9 protein-coding genes are annotated in these 17,450 nt (G+C 42.9%); 1 reads left to right on the forward strand and 8 read right to left on the reverse strand.

The genetic code is table 11. The annotated features are described in order from the left end of the window. Window position 1 precedes the first annotated feature (1 nt). The 5 genes from IEV61_RS01130 to IEV61_RS01150 form a co-directional block, all read right to left on the reverse strand. Window positions 2–1,858 carry a glycoside hydrolase family 2 protein gene (locus IEV61_RS01130; RefSeq protein WP_188413001.1) on the reverse strand — a complete coding sequence of 619 codons (1,857 nt, stop codon included), beginning with the start codon at window positions 1,856–1,858 and terminating at the stop codon, window positions 2–4. Continuing rightward, on the reverse strand, window positions 1,855–2,967 hold the full coding sequence (locus IEV61_RS01135) for a glycoside hydrolase family 43 protein (RefSeq protein WP_188413003.1): 1,113 nt from the start codon (window positions 2,965–2,967) through the stop codon (window positions 1,855–1,857). Before IEV61_RS01135 ends, IEV61_RS01130 begins: the two co-directional genes overlap by 4 nt. Before the next feature lie 8 nt (window positions 2,968–2,975). Then, entirely contained in the window at window positions 2,976–4,208 is a 1,233-nt protein-coding gene (locus tag IEV61_RS01140; protein WP_188413004.1) for a DUF2264 domain-containing protein, read from the reverse strand. Window positions 4,209–4,219: 11 nt separating this feature from the next. Further along, window positions 4,220–5,425 (reverse strand): glycoside hydrolase family 88 protein, encoded by a 1,206-nt coding sequence (locus IEV61_RS01145; RefSeq protein ID WP_188413006.1) that lies wholly within the window; start codon window positions 5,423–5,425, stop codon window positions 4,220–4,222. Between the two features lie 342 nt (window positions 5,426–5,767). After that, window positions 5,768–9,805, reverse strand: coding sequence for a hybrid sensor histidine kinase/response regulator transcription factor (locus IEV61_RS01150; protein WP_188413008.1), 4,038 nt, complete (start codon window positions 9,803–9,805; stop codon window positions 5,768–5,770). A 392-nt stretch (window positions 9,806–10,197) separates the two neighbouring features. On the opposite strand from IEV61_RS01150, the gene IEV61_RS01155 reads away from it, so the two are divergent. Continuing rightward, entirely contained in the window at window positions 10,198–11,103 is a 906-nt protein-coding gene (locus tag IEV61_RS01155) for a poly(ethylene terephthalate) hydrolase family protein (RefSeq protein ID WP_188413010.1), read from the forward strand. Between the two features lie 335 nt (window positions 11,104–11,438). On the opposite strand, the gene IEV61_RS01160 is transcribed toward IEV61_RS01155, so the two are convergent. The 3 genes from IEV61_RS01160 to IEV61_RS01170 form a co-directional block, all read right to left on the reverse strand. Beyond that, window positions 11,439–14,048 (reverse strand): glycoside hydrolase family 31 protein, encoded by a 2,610-nt coding sequence (locus tag IEV61_RS01160; RefSeq protein WP_188413012.1) that lies wholly within the window; start codon window positions 14,046–14,048, stop codon window positions 11,439–11,441. A 23-nt stretch (window positions 14,049–14,071) separates the two neighbouring features. After that, complete coding sequence (locus IEV61_RS01165; RefSeq protein WP_229746995.1) at window positions 14,072–16,012, reverse strand: glycoside hydrolase family 97 protein; 1,941 nt, start codon at window positions 16,010–16,012, stop codon at window positions 14,072–14,074. 62 nt (window positions 16,013–16,074) lie between these two features. Further along, entirely contained in the window at window positions 16,075–17,448 is a 1,374-nt protein-coding gene (locus tag IEV61_RS01170) for a glycoside hydrolase family 43 protein (protein WP_188413014.1), read from the reverse strand. Between the last annotated feature and the right edge of the window lie 2 nt (window positions 17,449–17,450).

Raw genomic sequence — 17,450 nt, forward strand, 5'->3', positions numbered from 1 at the left:
ATTATTTTTGCTGCGGATACTTTTTCTCCATCTCAGCGTAGTAGGCTTTCAATAAGTAGAATGCTTGTTTTTTATTTCCTTTATCATCATATAAACCTTTACGGTTCCAACCTTCCTGGTATACCGGGTTATTGCGCTTTGGCGAGCGAAAATCGGCCAGTACCCATGGTGATATGCCTACGTAATTATCGGGCATACGCTTAAGCATGGCTATTTGCTCACGGTAAAACCAGGCTTGGTATTCTTCGCTAAAGCGGGTAAGCGAGTCGGCATGAAAGCCTTCTTTAGCCCCGGCCCCCATTTCACTAATGAATAAAGGTTTATTGTAGCTGGTAGCCCAGTTAGTGGTCCGGCACTTATCCGGCAGTCCGCCGTACCACCCTAAATACTCGTTAAAGGCCACAAGGTCTACAAACTCACCCAAGGGGTCATCAACTATGTTTAGGTTCTTGCCAGAGTTGTAGTTTACTTCTAAGGCGGCGGATATCATGCGCGTATTATCCATTTCGCGTGCAGCGGTAATCAGGCTCTTCATAAAATTGGTGCGAACCGCACTAACCGGCGTTTCGTTACCAACCGACCAGATAATTACGCTTGCCCGGTTATGATCGCGCGTAATCATTTCATTCAATTGGGCTTTGGCTTTTTCCAACACCTCGGCACTGCCAAAGTTAATGGTCCAGTAAACCGGTATTTCAGACCATACCACTATGCCAAGCGAATCGGCCAGGCGGGTCATGGTTTCATCGTGCGGGTAGTGAGCCAAACGTACCATGTTGCACCCCAAATCGCGGGCCTGCCCCAACAATTGCCGGGCATCGGCTTCACTATAGGCACGGCGCACATCCTGCGGTATCTCACCATGAATGCTTATTCCACGCATGAACAATGGCTTGCCATTTAACAATACTTGTTTGCCTTGAGCCTCAATGGTACGGAAGCCTATCTTATCTTCAACCTTATCGGCAGTAGTGCTTACCAATACCTTATACAATTTGGGCTGCGACGGCGACCATAATTGTACTTTTGGCAGGCTAACAACCAGTTTTGTAAGCTGGTCTGTAGCCGTTATCTGCTTTTTTATCTTAAGCTCAGGAATTTCAATGGTTATGCTTTCATTAGCAGCGGGTTGATGATTCAGCTTAACCCAGCCTTCGGCCAATGGTGTTTTGCTGCCTGCCATACCCGCATGGGCTTTTCTAAGTTGAATTACATAATCCTGAATGAAAGTTTGAGGCATTTCTACCAGCTTCACATCGCGGGTTATACCGCCGTAATTCCACCAGTCAGTATTAAGTGTAGGTACTTCATCAGCACCGCGTTTATTATCTACCTTCACTACTAAAAAATTGCCGGTAGGTTTAAGCAGGGATTCAGGTATCTCAAAATTGAAAGGAGTAAATCCCCCTTTATGCATACCTAATTTCTTACCATTCAGATAAATATCGGCCCGGTAATTTACGGCACCAAAGTATAGGAAGTATTTGCTGTTCCCTGATGATTTAGCGTAATCGAACGATTTCTTATACCATATTGTACCCTCATAATATACAAATTCGGGCTTTTGATGGTTCCAATCACCAGGTACCTGCAGAGTTAGTTTATCGGTATAACCATGCTCTTTCTTCTCGCTACGGTCTTTCTGCACATCTGTATTCCAGTAGGCATCGGGTTGGTCTTCGCGCAGTTCTTTGTAGCGATAATCATAAAAACCAGTTTCGTACGGATCTACAATATATTGCCACGTTCCGTTTAAACTTATGGTTTTACGGGCTTTAATATTAGTGATCAGGTTGTTTTGTGCCACGGCACAAAATCCGGCAGTTAACAGCGCCGCTGTTAATATTAATTTTCTCATTTAGCGTCAAACGTTGTTAAATCCCACTTTTCCTTCCAGCTAATTTCCATATTATTACCATTAAATTTGATAGGCAGCCACAGGTACCGGCCATCTATAGCATCTTTTGGTGTCCACTTATCGGCAATAAAAATGAAGGCATCCTTTTTACCCTGTACAGGCAGCACATGTGTGCTTTGACCACCAAAAGTTATTTCGGCCTTTTCGCCTATGCAGGGGTTGCCATGGTAAGTCCACGGACCGTATATTGATGTTGCAGAAAACCAGCGAGCCGGGTTGGGTGCCCAGCCGGTAGTACCAGAGCCTATCATGTAATAAACACCATTGCGTTTAAACACCGCTGGTGCCTCCGTAGACTTACCCGGGTAAACTCGCGAAAATTTACCCGTGTGGCCGGTATAATCATCTGTTAATTCGGCTACATGTAGGGTGGCGTTTTCTTCTGAAGAGAAGATATGGTATGCTTTTCCATCATCATCTACAAAAACTGTCATATCGCGGGCCATTTGGCCGCCGGGAAGATCACGGCAAAAGAAGCCTTCACTCCTACCCTTAGGATTAACACAATTTACTTTTTCCTCTTCAGGTGTTCCTGTAGGGTAAAATGGCATAATGCCCGCATTAGGCCTGTAGCTTTTTATAAATGTATAAGGGCCGTTCACATTGTTACTGGTGGCCACACCCGCCCGTGCAGCCTTGTAACTCTGTCCCCGTAGCTCAAGGTGAAACCACATTACATATTTTTTAGTCTTTTTGTTGTAAACCACTTTGGGGCGTTCTAAAATACAGCCCTTGGCAATATCGCTTATAGTATCTTCAGATACCTTTAAAGCAATGCCTTCATCTTTCCAATTGTAGAGATCTTTAGAAGAGTAACAATGTACGCCTACCATGGCTTTATTACCTGCGCCTCCTGCAACTTTATGTTCACCGAACCAATAATATTTACCCTTTTGATAAAGTATCCCGCCACCATGCGCATTAATATGCACACCTTTATCATCGGGCCATATCTCGCCAGGAGTAAAGCTACTGCGCTGGGCATGAACCGTTAGTACTGATAGCAGTAAAGAACAAATGAGATATTTTACTTTGTTGAACAACTTCATGTATCGTTTTACTTTTTTATTTCTAATGCATGGTCGGCCGGTACGTCCTGGCCACTCCAAATTTTAACTGCTGTCCACGGTGCGGGAGTCGAGGTCCAAAACTCATCCGTGTCTGGCAAACCAAGCGGAAGAAATATAGTACTGCACAAGTAAGAACTACCCGTAGTTATATAACCTTCAGCCAAGCCTGGCTGGTTACCATATAATCCTATATTTAGCCAGCCGGTTGCTGTAAAAGTTTGCGGTGCGTCTATGGTTTTCCTGATCACTGCCGTTAAGGCTTCCCTTACCTGCGCCGACGAAATGGAAACGGGTAACTGCTTTTTAAGCGCCATGTTAGCTAAATGATGAAAAACTCCTCCGCGGTAAACTATTGATCTACCAAAGGCAGGGTAGCTACCGTCGGTATTTACCGAGCGCTCCAAAATTTGTGCATAACGCTGCCCTATTTGCTTTACCTGGTTACTTTCTGATTGGTAGCGCTTCTGCTTGTTGACCATTACCTCCAAGATATCACTCAAATAAGGCTGGATTACAATGCTGTTGTAATAATCAAGGTGAAAGCTCATGCCATCTGCATACAAGCCATCACCTACGTACCAGTGTTGCGTAAACTCTCTTACTGCATATTCTATCCTTACCGGATCATAGCCGAGGTCATATTTATCAAAAAAGGCCTCTATGGCTGCTGTGAATAATATCCAGTTACTGTATACCGGAATAGTTGGCCGGGTTAACATGAGCGCAGCCACTACCTGATCCTTAACAGCAGCATCTAAATGTTCCCAAATCCAAGGTGCCCTAATAAGGCCTATAGCTAAAAAGGAAGCATCTACCAAAGGCTGACCCCCCCGCCATTCCAAATAATCTGCCGATTGCGGATTTACGGCGTTAGCTATCCCGGCCAATACCCATTTACGGTACTGATTGCGCAGCTTTATTTCTTGCTCAGTTCCACCTTCGAGTTGCAGCCATGGTGCAATTCCCGATAGCGTGCGACCAAAAGCCTCGAGATAAGCCACCTTAGCCCTCGATTCGCGATTGTCTACATGATCAGAAAACTTTACCGGCATGTTGGCTTTCAGCTTCCCCTCGGCCATGTTTGAGATAACCGGACGGGCAATAAGGTCCATATAGTTTATCCAAACTTCTCTGGTGCTCCGTTTATCCGTTCGCTGGCTAAAGCCGGCATAGGCTATGGTCAGCAGAATAAGCAGCAATGCGATTTTCTTTCGAAACATGTATTTTCTTTCTACTTTAAGTTTTGATAGCGTTCAAGCGCTTCAACAAAATAGTAATCAGCATAGGTTAACGGTACATCAACCTCAGTTTTTTGAGGGATGTGGCCAACGCTATGTTGTAATATAAAGCCTCCATTGGTACCTGCCGGAGCTTTGTATGGAGCATTTGATAAACTCTTAAGCATGGTTTGGGCGGTGTTGAAGTAAGTGCGACCCATTGCTGCGTTGTTATATTTGCACAACTCTAAAAATGCCGATGCCATTACAGCGCCTGCAGAAGCATCGCGCAGCGCATTTGGAATATTGGGCGCGTTAAAATCCCAGTAAGGAATCTTATCTTTCGGCAGATTAGGGTTGTTTAAAATAAATTGGGCAATGTGATTGGCCTGCGCCAGGTACTTTTTATCCTTAGTTTCGCGGTACATTACTGTGTAGCCATACAGTCCCCACGCTTGTCCGCGCGCCCAGGCCGACTCATCCGCATAGCCCTGTGCTGTGCGCTTTTGCTGCACCGCACCGGTTTCGGGGTTGTAGTTAATTACGTGGTAAGAACTGTAATCGGCCCTAAAATGGTTGGCCATGGTGGTATTGGCATGCGTTACCGCAATCTTGTAAAAGCTGGAATCGCCGGTTGCGCGGGTAGCCCAAAACAGTAATTCCAAATTCATCATATTATCTATAATCACTAAATATTCAGGCTTTTTTGAATCCCATGATTTGATACAACCTACTTTAGGATCAAAACGACTGGCCAACGATTTGGCGCTATTGATAAGGATTTGCTTATATTCAGGCTTCGGTGCAATTTGCAGCCCATTTCCGAAACTGCAATACATCATAAAGCCTAAATCGTGAGTGGTTTTATTGTATTGTTCCTTTTCGAGCAACTTGAGCATGCGGTTAGCCTCGGTGAGTAAGGCCTGATCTTTAGTTGGCTTGTACAGGTAGAGCAATGTTCCGGGATAAAATCCGCTACACCACCAGCCAGAGCCACTGGTTTCTAAACTATCTTTTGCAGCATAATAGGTTTTTGGAAATTTGTCCCCTTTAAGCTTGCTGGCTAACAGCTCATATTGCTTAGCGGCCATAGAAAACTGAGCAGGTATGGTTTTAGCAAAAGCTTTATCTTTTACATAAACAGCTTTCTTTTGTGCATAAACATTGGTAAGCGAAATTATAGCGGCTATGCCTAAGGTTACAGTCTTTAATATACGCATTCTTCTTTTTTATTATGTAGGATTTATATAAATCTAAGCTTAATTTGTTGCTCGCTAAAATAGCCATTTAACCATAGGTTTCTTTTCAACTTTTCATTTGAAGAAAAAAGCCACAATAAACAGAGAGTTTCCTGGCAACACCTCTACAAGTATTTAAACTTAAATCAAAGTAAAATTTAATATAATTGAGTGCTTACATCAGTTACGAAATAAGGCGAAATTACATAACCGGCTGGGGGATTAAATAGTAAATTTTAGGGGGTAAAATACCAATTAAAGCAAATTACTTAGTTTAAAAAGCCTTTAAAGCATAATTTTCAGCAATAAAAAAAGAACCGTATTTTATTCTACGTGATATGTAATTTGAAAATTAGAGCGATGTTTTTTCACAAATTCCGAAGGATTTAAATTAAACTGTTTGTGAAACTGTTCGCGAAAATATTTGAGATCGTTAATACCTACCTGGAAAGCGGCTTCGTTAACATTACAGTTGGTCCGTATTAATAACTCGGCTGCCTTACGCAAGCGAACAAAGCGTATAAAATTATTAATGGATTTACCAGTGGTTGTTTTTATACGTTTAAAAAGTGTTGGGTAACTTATTTTCATTAACCGGGCCAAGGTCTCCACGTCAAACTGAGGATCGGTCAAATGAGTTTCGATCAGACTAATGCATTTGTAGAGAAAGTCCTTGTGTTCTTCGGATACATTCTTAATTGCGTTTTTGGCAGTAATTTCCTGGTAAAAATAATTTTGCAATTCCTTTTTGCTTCGCAAAACGCTTTTAACCTTCGCAAGCAGCACATCTTTTTCAAAAGGCTTACTTATAAAATCGGCCGCACCCTCGTTTATACTTTTTAGCATAAGCTCGGGCGTGGCGTTCCCGGTTAATAATATGATTGGGATATGATTGGTCGCGTTATCATCCTTAAGCATTTTACAAAGCTCTATACCGCTTAACTCACCCATGGTTATATCGCTGACTACCATATCGGGCATGTTCCTTTTGATGAGATCAAGGCCGGTTTGCCCGTCTTCGGCTTCTATAACGCGGTACTCAGGAACAAGCAGCTTTTTAATGTAAGTGCGTATCTGGTCATTATCATCAATAATGAGAATGGTTTGCTTATCAGATATTAAGAGTTCGAGGTTGGTATTGTCATCTTCGGGAATGGCCTCCTTATTATCATGATCTATCAAATCGTTAATATGGGTTGGACAAATACTTATTTCATTAATTTGCTCGGCCGAGAAATGTATGGTGCCTTTGAGCAAGCTCATGATAAAGGTTGTACCTCCGGTTTGGTTAGATGCATACCTAATCTTTCCACCATGATTGTCAATAAAATTCTTTACCAGGTACAAGCCTATCCCAAAGCCGCTTTTTGAAAAGTGCTTATCCTTTATGCGGAAAAATTTATCAAACAGCATTTCGCCAACCTCGGGATTGATGCCGATGCCCGAATCAGCTATTTCGAAAAACACCTGGTGTTCGTCTTCACTTACCTTAACCAGAATAGTACCGCCGTCGGGCGTAAATTTAATAGCATTGGAAATAAGGTTGAACAGAGCTATCTCTATCTTTTCGCGGTCTGCAAAAACTTCCATTATTTGTGCTGAACTATCGAGAATGTAGTTCAGGTGTTTAATTTTAGCCTGGTGCGTAAAACACATGAACACATCATTACATATAGCTACAAAGTTAAGCCTGGACACACTTAGCTTTGCATTTTCTGATTCTGTTTTGCGGAACAGCAGCAAATGATCTACCAAACCTAGCAAACGGCGGGCGTTGCGATAAATCACATTCAGCTCATCGTTATTACCCGTTCTTTGGCTCAATAAATCTTTTATGGGATTAATAATAAGCGTAAGTGGTGTACGGAATTCATGAGAGACATTGGTAAAAAAAGAGAGTTTCTTCTCGTTCAGTTCTTTTTCTCGCTCCATATTTAAATTGGCGATTTGAACTTCGTATTTTAATTGTTGCTGCCTGCTACGGTATAGCCAAAACCAATATATTAAAGCGCCACTTACCCCAATGTAGAGCATAAAAGCCCACCAGGTACGGTACCAGGGCGGCAAAACGATAATGGAAATAGTTAATTGCCCGGCATACCAATTACCTTGGGTATCGGTAGCTTTAATGTGTAAACGATAGCTTCCCTCATTCAACCGTGTATAATAAGCGGTTTGCAGCTTACCTACGGTATTCCAGCCGTGGTCCCAACCTTCGAGGTAATAGGCATAACTTATTTTATCAGGTAACGAGTATTCGAGTGCTGTGTAATCAATGGCTATAGTAGCTTCATTATAGGGCACTTTTATTTCGTGCAAACGTATTATGGGATTGCCATCCGTAAGGCCACTATTTCCTTCTACTGCAACGTTATTAATTCTTACATCGTTTATGCGTAGCTTGGGGTTGTGGGCAACAGATTTGATACTGTCAGGATTAAAGAGATTGAAGCCGGCAATACCGCCAAAAAGCAATTCGCCCGATTTTAGTTTTAGCGCTGCATTATAGCTAAACTGATTACTTTGCAAGCCATCTGACGAATTGTAGTTCACAAAAACGCTGTGCCTGATATCAAATTTAGAAAGCCCGTTGTAGGTACTGCACCAAAGATCACCGTTGTTGGCAACTAAAGCATTTAAAATAGAGTTTCCAGCTAAGCCATCTTTTTGGGTATAGCGTAAAAACTTATGCGTTCGCAAGTCAAACTGGAGCAAGCCCCCGCCCTCGGTACCAATCCATAAACGGTTGAGGTCTCTTTGTGCAACAGTTCGCAGCGCATAACCAACATTATAACGTAGAGTTGTTCTGTTTACCGGGTTAATTTTAATCAGATCGGTATAATCGCCGGCCCAAAGCGTTCCTGACGCATCTTCAAATAGCACGTGTATATCAATCAGCGTTTTATCGTAAACAACAAAGCTGTCCTTTTCCCGGTCATACCGGTAAAGGGCACCACCGCGTGTTGCACTGGCCCACAAATTGTGTTTAGAATCTTCAAACAGCTTCCAGAAATTCCGCTCTACCTTATTATTTGAAAGGTCTTTACAGATGTAGTGAACAAAAGATTTGGTACGAGGGTCGTAGGCATCTATACCACCACTAAAACTGGCCACCCATATTTTATTAGTGTAATCTTTTAAAATACTTACCACAAAATTGCTTTGCAAGCTTGATGGATTGGCGTTGTGGACAAAATGCTGATAATGATTATTATTTCTGTCCCAGTAACTTATCCCTCCGCCATCAGTACCTATCCAAATATTGCGGTGCTCATCTTCACAAAACGATAGAATGAAGTTATTAACCACACTGTTTTGGTTAAAAGGATCGTGACTATAGTTTTTAAAATTACCATTTTGGGCCTCAATAATATTTACGCCACCGCGCAGCGTGGCTATCCATTTCCTCGACTCATTATCAATGTACACTTCACTTATTGCCCCACTGCGAAGCGTTCCCAACTCTTTACCTGGTGCTAAATATACTATCGAATTTTTCTTAACATTCAGAATATTTATGCCACCACCGTTGGTACTTACCCACAGGTTTCCCTGCACATCATAATTGAGATTTGTTATGTTGTTGCTCGAAAGTTTGACCGAAGAGTAAGCATGCAACTCGCCTTCTTCCTGGTCATAATAATAAAGACCATTCTCTGTACCTATCCAGAGTTTATCATTACTTTTATCAAACAGCATACAGGTGGCCGAACTCAAAGTAGCGTTTACAAGTTCCAGTTTATTGGCTTTCTTGTTTAATTTAAACAAACCGTTATTGGCTACTACGGTAAAAAGCTCGTTTTGACCATTAAACGCTAAAGCCTGAACGGTGTAATTATCTCCTTTAATGCCTCCAACTTTATTGCAAACTTTGTTTGGCGCACGATATAAAAGCAAGCCAACCTTGTTAGCCCCCACATAAACTTCGCCCCCCGTACCACTTAACAGCACGTTAATATTAGTGATAACCGGCTTTTGCCCCTGCATTTGCAGGTTTGCATATTTTAAGGGTAAAAACTTAGCAGATCTATAGTTATAGGTAAATAACCCTTTTTGTGTGCCTACAACCAGCTCGCGAGCGTTACCAGTAATAGAAGTAATATAGTTGTTCCCTATGGAAGTAGAGTCGCCCCAGGTGTTACGGAAAATCTTGAATTTTTGCCCATCGTAACGGTTTAGCCCATCGTAGGTACCAATCCACATGTAGCCGTAATAATCTTTAAATATGCTGGTGACTGAATTATTTGATAATCCCTTTTCGATACCTAAACAGCGGACAGGCTCCTTGCCAGCAACCTGAAGGCTGAAACTAAGTAATAAAAAGAAAAAGAATGTATACTTTTTGTAAAGTATGTAATTCATAAAATCAAGGCAAGCGGTTCAAAAAAGGCATCTCAAATTTAAAGCTTTTAATATATGATTTTACGGCTATCTATAAAAATATCAAATAAACAATTAACCAAATGATTTATTAAGACTTTGACATGCCATGGTATTTTGTTATTTGTAAAATTTAAATCAATTACCTATAAATTTCTAAGGTTTAACTACTTTAAGTATAGCGTTACATGTAAACCAATTTGAACAAACCTGCTACTAAATTATACAAACCGAAGAATTTAACCCTTCTGCACAACATAACTTTGATAGTAATAAACCAATGTTAATAAATCAATATGTAAGTTAAATGATGCTTTCCTCATTAGCGTCATTTCTGATGCTGCATTTAACCAAGACACCTTAGTATCACCTCAATGAAAAAACAATTTGTAATAGTTTGCTTGCTGTTAGCGAGTTTTAACAACATCGTTATTGCGCAAGAAACCTCTCATGTATCCAAGGTTATATCAAGAGTTATTGAGGACGGCGGAACGGGCAGGTATAAAGCCGCCATGCTTCAGGAAAGTTCATTGCCTACACATACTATCTTTAGGCCTAAAGATCTAACACCTTTTGGTTCTAAAAACAAGTTGCCCATCATTGCATGGGGTAATGGTGCTTGTGCAAACTCTCCGTGGGAACATGTCAATTTTTTATCAGAAGTTGCATCACACGGTTTTCTTGTAGTTGCTATAGGCCCAATGCCGCAAGAAGGCGAAAAAGGCAGCGGCCGTTCTACATCGTCACAAATGACCGATGCTATTAACTGGGCCATTGCCCAAAACAGCGATTCTAAAAGTTCTTTGTATGGTAAAATAGACGTTTCGAAAATAGCGGTAAGTGGAATGTCGTGCGGGGGGCTGCAAACGCTGGAAACAGCACCCGATCCACGGGTAACTACTACAGTGGTTTGCAATAGCGGTATCTTTATAAATCCAGGAACTGCAATGCCGGGTATGCCTGCACTTACTAAAGACCAATTAACCAAACTGCACACACCTACCCTGTATATTTTGGGTGGAGAAAAAGATATTGCCTACAAAAACGGCATGGATGATTACAGACTAATCAACAACGTACCTGTATTTGTAGCCAACCTGGATGTTGGCCATGGCGGTACTTATGGTATGCCTCACGGCGGAGAGTTTGGTAAGGTTGCTACGGCTTGGTATGAATGGCAGTTAAAAGGCGACAAACAAGCGGGTAAATTATTTACAGGTAATCCGCCGGGCTTAGCAAACGACTCTAAGTGGACTGTTGAGAAAAAGAAAATGCCTTGATTACCGCGAACGTGTTTCAAAAACTGCTTAAACCTTCGAATTTCAGTTAACTTATTGTATTAATAACGAGAAAGCCTCCATAAATTACTATATGGAGGCTTTTCATTTCATCGTACATTATTGATCTACTACTTTGCTATTCCTTCGGCAAAGCATTGTAGGCCCGGTTTACGTATGTAAACCAATTTTCTATCCCGGGCGCCATGATGCATTGTACTGACTATTGAGTATTCCCCAAATTGGTATACCATAACACTGCGCTTTAGGTACGTTATTATGTAAGCTCTACCACGTATTTATAAAGCTTAGCGCCACAAAGTAGCACTCGTTAACTATTACAGCTTTTTAACCAACGGTTTGCCGCTGTATTTGACTTCCATTTTATTTCCATCTTTCGCATTCGGCGAAGTTTGACCATTGAGAAACGTTATGTAAAACGTTCTTGTGCTGAGCCTTCCCGGAAAAGATTTTCCTGTTGGGGCGCCGATAGTGAGGGTTTTTAAAGCATCGTTATACGAAAATTGAAGTGTGCTGTACTTACCTTGTTCATAGTTATAGTTGTCGCCTTCATCCTCGTATAATGCAAAACTTCCGTTGGCTCCGCTGTAAATGCGTATTTCCAGCGTATCGGCACGCTTTTGTGCGGTGTATTGCATGGTTTGGCCAACCGGAATGATAGCTCCTGCTTTTACAAATAATGGTATTTTGTCGAGCGATGCATCAGCTTTGATAGATTGTCCTCCCCTGTACCGTTGACCGGTCCACCAATCGTACCAGGCACTTGCTTTGGGTAAATAAACATCTTTTTCTTTTACACCTGCTTCGGTAATAGGTGCTACCAGTATGGATTTGCCAAACATATACTCATAAGGCTGCTGCACCGCCTGTTTATCGGCAGCGAAATCCATTACCAGCGGACGCATCATGGTTGAGCTTTTACTGGAAACCTGCCAGGCCAATGAATAAATATAAGGCATGAGTTGGTAACGCAGGTTCAGCATTTTACGCATGTTGCTTTCAACCGTTTCACCATATTTCCAGGGCTCTGTTTCTGATTGGTAGCCATGTATCCGGAAGATAGTGTTAAACGTTCCCCATTGAAACCAGCGCGTTAACAATTCCTTATATTTTTCATCGGTATACTGCGAGCGGCCGGGGCGAAAAAAGCCGCCAATATCGGTTGTCCAATAAGGCATACCTGTCATGCTATAATTTAACCCGGCAACTATCTGCCGCTTGTATGTGTCCCAGGTTCCGCCAATATCGCCCGACCAATTGATGGTGCCATACCGCTGCTGACCAGCAAATGCCGACCGGGTCAGGATAGCCACGCGCTTTTGAGGATCTGTTTGGCGTTGCCCTTCGTAAACCGCCTTACTCACAAATAACGGGTAGGTTAACCTGTAAAAGTTACCCAAACCCAGGTAGGTTTGCTTACCTGTTAAAGCATCATTTTCAGGTTCGGTAGCATCCATCCACCAAGAGTCTACCCCATTGGCAAAAAGATTTTTATTGAGCGCATTCCAATGCGTTTTCTGTGTTTCGGGATTGAAAATATCAATCCAGGGACTATTCGGGATATAAAGATTCTTCGCAATATAATCCTTAGCCACATCCGACTTCTTATCCAAATTCTCCCACACAGAAACCGAAAAACGTGCATTCAAAGTGTGCAGTTGATTAATGAACCCTTTTGGATCGGGGTAATTGGTTTCGTCGAACTTCGGCACTCCCCAGCCATATTTACCCCAGTACTGCCAATCCTGAACGATGACGTCCATAGGCAAATTTCTTTTTCTGAACTCTTTTACGGTTTCAACCAAATGATTGCCAGATGTATAGCGTTCTCGGCATTGCCAGAACCCATATGCCCATAACGGTAACATAGGTACCTGGCCAGAAAGACTTCGGTAATTTTGAATGACCTCGTCTGCATTGTTGCCTCTGAATACCACATAATCTAAAGCTTTCGCTTGAGGAGAACGAAACGTCGTCACATCATCGGCTGGTTTCCAGGTAAGTTTAGGCGTATTAGTGGCTTTGCAAAGAACTTGAACTGAGTGGGTTCCAGCTTTTAGATTCACCAGCTTACCCACCGTAGGGGGCAGCCATAAATTCGACTGATCTATTTGAGTAATACCATCAATAATGACCAGGTGGCGGTTGTCCATATCGCCTAAATCGAGCAGTAAAGAATATCTTCCATCCTTTTCAACCTTGAAATTACCCTGATATACAGCTTGTTGCTGCGATACTTTTTGCGTACCTGCTGTCGTGGTAACTTCTGCCTCCGCTTTACCTCCGGCAGTAGTGTCCCTTTTTAACAATTTAACCGCATTATCTGACGGATTATAATAAGTTAACCCGTACTGGTGCCACAATATGCCGTAATTATTACTTGAATAAAGAAAAGGTATAGCAATTTGTGTGTTCACCTGCGTTAGCTTACGACTCACGTTTTTGAGGTCGAAGTTACCATCCTGGAACTGCCCCAACCCAAATAACGACTCGCCTGGTGCAGAAATGAAGCTTTGCTCTGCAATAAAGCACTTCTCGCCCAAAATACTATCAGGGTTAAGCCGGCGACTGCCTGCTTTTTCCTGTAAAAATACCTTTCCATCAGCATCGGCAAAGGTTATTGTGGCACTTTTTTTAACAAAAGTTACGCTTATTGCCTGCATACTTACCTTTAGCTGCGAAGGTGTTACAGTAACCCTAAACTTTGGAACAGGAAGCTTATTAACAAGTACCAGTTCCTGGGTTTCTTTGAGTCCGCCTTTATGTAATTGAACGCGGATGGCCTTTTCGGATAAGGGAATGAGGTCAAGAACGCCATCTGAAAGCGTAATGGAAATCCGGTCGGTTTGAACGGAATGCTTTTGATATACCTGGCAAAAGGCGCTTGCAGGCATCAGAATTACACAAAAAATTACAAGAAACTTCATATTTTCACCATATAATTAGGTATTTATTGATTGGGGGTAAACACCGCCACAAAGCCTCCCCGCCTAAGCATTTTGACAGGGAGCACGTCGGCATTATTGACAATTCGGGATGCGGTTTGGAAAGCTTTGTCGTGATCGCCGTCGGCAATTAAGGTGCAGCGATAAGTGATGCCGGTTTGCAAAAATGACAGTTGTACTTTCTGTGCCGACTCCTTGTTCTCGGCATTGATGCCGGCTACATACCAGGCAGCACCTTTGCGACGAGCCATGGTTACAGTCTTGCCCGGGTAGCCGTCAACCAGTCTGGTTTCATTCCAAGCATTGGGTACGGTTTTAAGAAAAGCTTTTACCGTATCGGGCAAGGTAAGGTAACCCTCGGGGCGGTCGGCCATGTGCTGCAAGCCCGATTCAAAGAGCACACTTAATGCTAATTCATGGCCGTATGAGGTACTGTGCGGATACTGCGAATTGGTAAACGTTACGGGTGTGTAATCCATAGGGCCAACCACGTTGCGTGTGAAAGGCAAGATGGTGTTATGCTCGGGCGCTGTCATTGTAAACTCAGGGACGTTATTATACCACTCTGCACCTCTAACAGCTTCGTAGGTCATTAAATGTGGGTAGGTTCTTGACCATCCGCGGGGCACCAAACAACCGTGAAAATATACCATCATTTGATAGTCGGCGGCATCTTTCAATATATCGAGATAGTACCTGATCATGTCTTGCTTCTCGCTTTCGAAAAAATCTATTTTCACGCCTACAAAACCCATTTTTTTGAGTTTTGTAAACTCAGCTACCCGGTTTTCGTGCGTAAGCATACGATCTTTAGGCGTGGCCGAAACCCAGGTATGGTTACCACCCGAATTATACCATATCAGCGGTTTTATGCCTTTAGATAATATGTATTTAGCGGCATCTTCCACATTACCACCGTTGGTCATGGTGTCCCACTCCCAGTCGAGCAAGGTGTAGGACCAGTTCATTTCGACAGCCAGATCGGCAAACGCTTTCACGGTTTTGAAATCCCTGGTGCCATGGTTGCTTGACCAGTAGTTCCACGATACTACACCGGGCTTGATCCAATCGGTGTTTTTTACTACCGAGGGCGCCGATACATCATCAACCAGCGTGGACGCTACAATATCCTGCAGCCCCCCCATGATAATAACCCGCCAGGGCGATTTCCAAGGTAAGGTTATGGTGGGTATAGATGAACCCTGTCCCCTTCCATCCCCCTGGTTAGGGAAGGTTAGTTTATAGTGGGTACTATCTTTTACATTACTCAGTTTGGTACCGCAGTAAGTTTCGTTTAAATCGGCTTCGTGGAGCAGATACCAGCACGAAGCATCGCCGGTTTGGAAAAGCGCCGGGTAGCCCCATTCCTGCTTTTGTACCTTATCGGCACTCATGGCGGTGTAAAGACCTTCGTTGGCAGGGTTCCATTTCTCCATCCAGCGTTTGGTTTCGCGCGGGATGGTATAAGAAGTTAATTCATCCGTAACCTGAAAACTGCCTTTAGTTTCAGGGAATTCATACCTGAAAGTAAGCCCATCGTTATAAGCCCTGATAATGATGTTGATCTTAGCTTTAGTTGCATTTTCGAGAGTAACCTTAACCTCATTGGCAGCGTTTTGACAGGCCAGCTTTTTGCCATGCAAAACGCTATACGTTTCGTTAATCAGCTTTGCTTGCCCTATCTTAACTAACTTCAGCGCTTTAGAAAAATCCTGATCGCTTCTTACCAGCCCTAAGTCTATTTCCGGTATGGCTGTTGTTTCCTTTTTTTCGGCTAAATAAGCTGTACTCAAATACCACTCACCACTTTTGGTTTGCTGGCGGTTAAAAAGCTGAACCTTAATTTTTTTGTTGGGAGATTGTACGGTTAATACTTGTGCCTGCGCCCACATTTGGCCAGCCGCAAATGCCAATAATAATCCAATCGCTTTAGTATAAAACTTCATACGCTAACCTAATAATATTCTGCCGGGTAATGAATAAACATTAACTAAATTCATTCATTAATCTATTTAAACCTCCACCAATCTATATTGAACAGTTGCCCCTCTGCCCCTTTAAACACAAAGTAAATATCATGTACTCCTTTTACCGGCTGAACTTTATATGATTTAGTGATCCACTTTTTTAAGCTGCCGGTTGAGCTAACAGGGCAATTGCCTAAAAGCTTGCCTTCCAAACTATCTGCATGAATTTTAATGGTTCCGCCTGCCGATGCCGCCGCCGTGGTTACTTCAAAAGATTTTGCGGTTTTGTTGAATTGAACGCCACGCACTTTAATATAAGCATTGTTACCTACCGCAGCAACATACATACCTTTCAGGCTGTCTCTTTCTGTTTTCACACCCTTTGCCCAAGCTATAGTTTCAGCTTCGTTGCGCTTAAATGGATTTAGCAGTCCGCTTTGCGTTACACCTTCCTCCTGCCACCAGGGTTGCTCTGCAATGGTGCCGTCGGCATTGTATGTAATTTCGGCAACGCAAACGGAGCGCCTTTCATGGTGCTTATCCGTCTGCATAAAGTTTAGGCGGTAATTGAATCCGAAAACATATGACTTGCCCTTGTAATCAATAATACCCGGGTGGTTACCGGTAGAAAGCTTGTTAGGCTTCATAATGTAGCCTTTATATTCCCAAGGGCCCAAGGGACTTTTGCTCATGGCGTAACCAATACCTTCGGGACAGCAAGTGGAAGCATAAGCCATGTAATAATGACCATTGCGTTTATAAGCCCAAGGGCCTTCCTGGTAATGAAAAGGATCGGGCTGCCCGGTATGTTTGGCTATCGAACTGTCTTTAGTAATTTCTCCGGCTAAAGAGATCATGTCTTTATTCAATTTGGCGTACCACAGGTTTGGGTTACCCCAGTACAGGTAAGCCTGCCCATCGTCGTCTATAAACACTGTTGGATCTATACTGTCATACTTGGCACCAATAAGCGGACTGCCAATAGGGTCTTTAAAAGGCCCGTAAGGATGATCGGCCACGAGCACGCCTATGCCCCGCCCCTGCACCGGGCAGTACATGTAAAACTTACCGTTACGCTCAATTACCTGCGGCGCCCAGGCTCCGTTGTCAAAACCACCCCATCCGGTAATAGCTTTATCGGCCCATTTAAAGTTTTTGAGTGAGGCCACTTCGCCATGATCGGTCCAGTTCACCATATCGGTAGAGGTATAGCACAGCCAGTTACGCATTAGGAATTTACCCTGCCCGGGAGGAGCATCGTCTTCATCGTGGCTGGTGTAAAGAAACACGGTATCGTGGTACACCAACGGCGCCGGGTCGGCAGTAAATTTGGTTTGAATAATAGGGTTTTGGCCTTTGCAAACCAAAGCTGCTAATACCAAAGACAGGGAAAATATATGTTGTAGTTTTTTCATTG

Source organism: Mucilaginibacter galii, from assembly GCF_014635825.1.
In the GTDB taxonomy this organism is placed as follows: Bacteria; Bacteroidota; Bacteroidia; order Sphingobacteriales; family Sphingobacteriaceae; genus Mucilaginibacter; species Mucilaginibacter galii.

Bases quoted from the DNA above. Each gene is read 5' to 3' on its own strand.
- IEV61_RS01130 (WP_188413001.1), bottom strand. From the start codon at position 1,858: ATGAGAAAATTAATATTAACAGCGGCGCTGTTAACTGCCGGATTTTGT.
- IEV61_RS01135 (WP_188413003.1), bottom strand. From the start codon at position 2,967: ATGAAGTTGTTCAACAAAGTAAAATATCTCATTTGTTCTTTACTGCTA.
- IEV61_RS01140 (WP_188413004.1), bottom strand. From the start codon at position 4,208: ATGTTTCGAAAGAAAATCGCATTGCTGCTTATTCTGCTGACCATAGCC.
- IEV61_RS01145 (WP_188413006.1), bottom strand. From the start codon at position 5,425: ATGCGTATATTAAAGACTGTAACCTTAGGCATAGCCGCTATAATTTCG.
- IEV61_RS01150 (WP_188413008.1), bottom strand. From the start codon at position 9,805: ATGAATTACATACTTTACAAAAAGTATACATTCTTTTTCTTTTTATTA.
- IEV61_RS01155 (WP_188413010.1), top strand. From the start codon at position 10,198: ATGAAAAAACAATTTGTAATAGTTTGCTTGCTGTTAGCGAGTTTTAAC.
- IEV61_RS01160 (WP_188413012.1), bottom strand. From the start codon at position 14,048: ATGAAGTTTCTTGTAATTTTTTGTGTAATTCTGATGCCTGCAAGCGCC.
- IEV61_RS01165 (WP_229746995.1), bottom strand. From the start codon at position 16,012: ATGAAGTTTTATACTAAAGCGATTGGATTATTATTGGCATTTGCGGCT.
- IEV61_RS01170 (WP_188413014.1), bottom strand. From the start codon at position 17,448: ATGAAAAAACTACAACATATATTTTCCCTGTCTTTGGTATTAGCAGCT.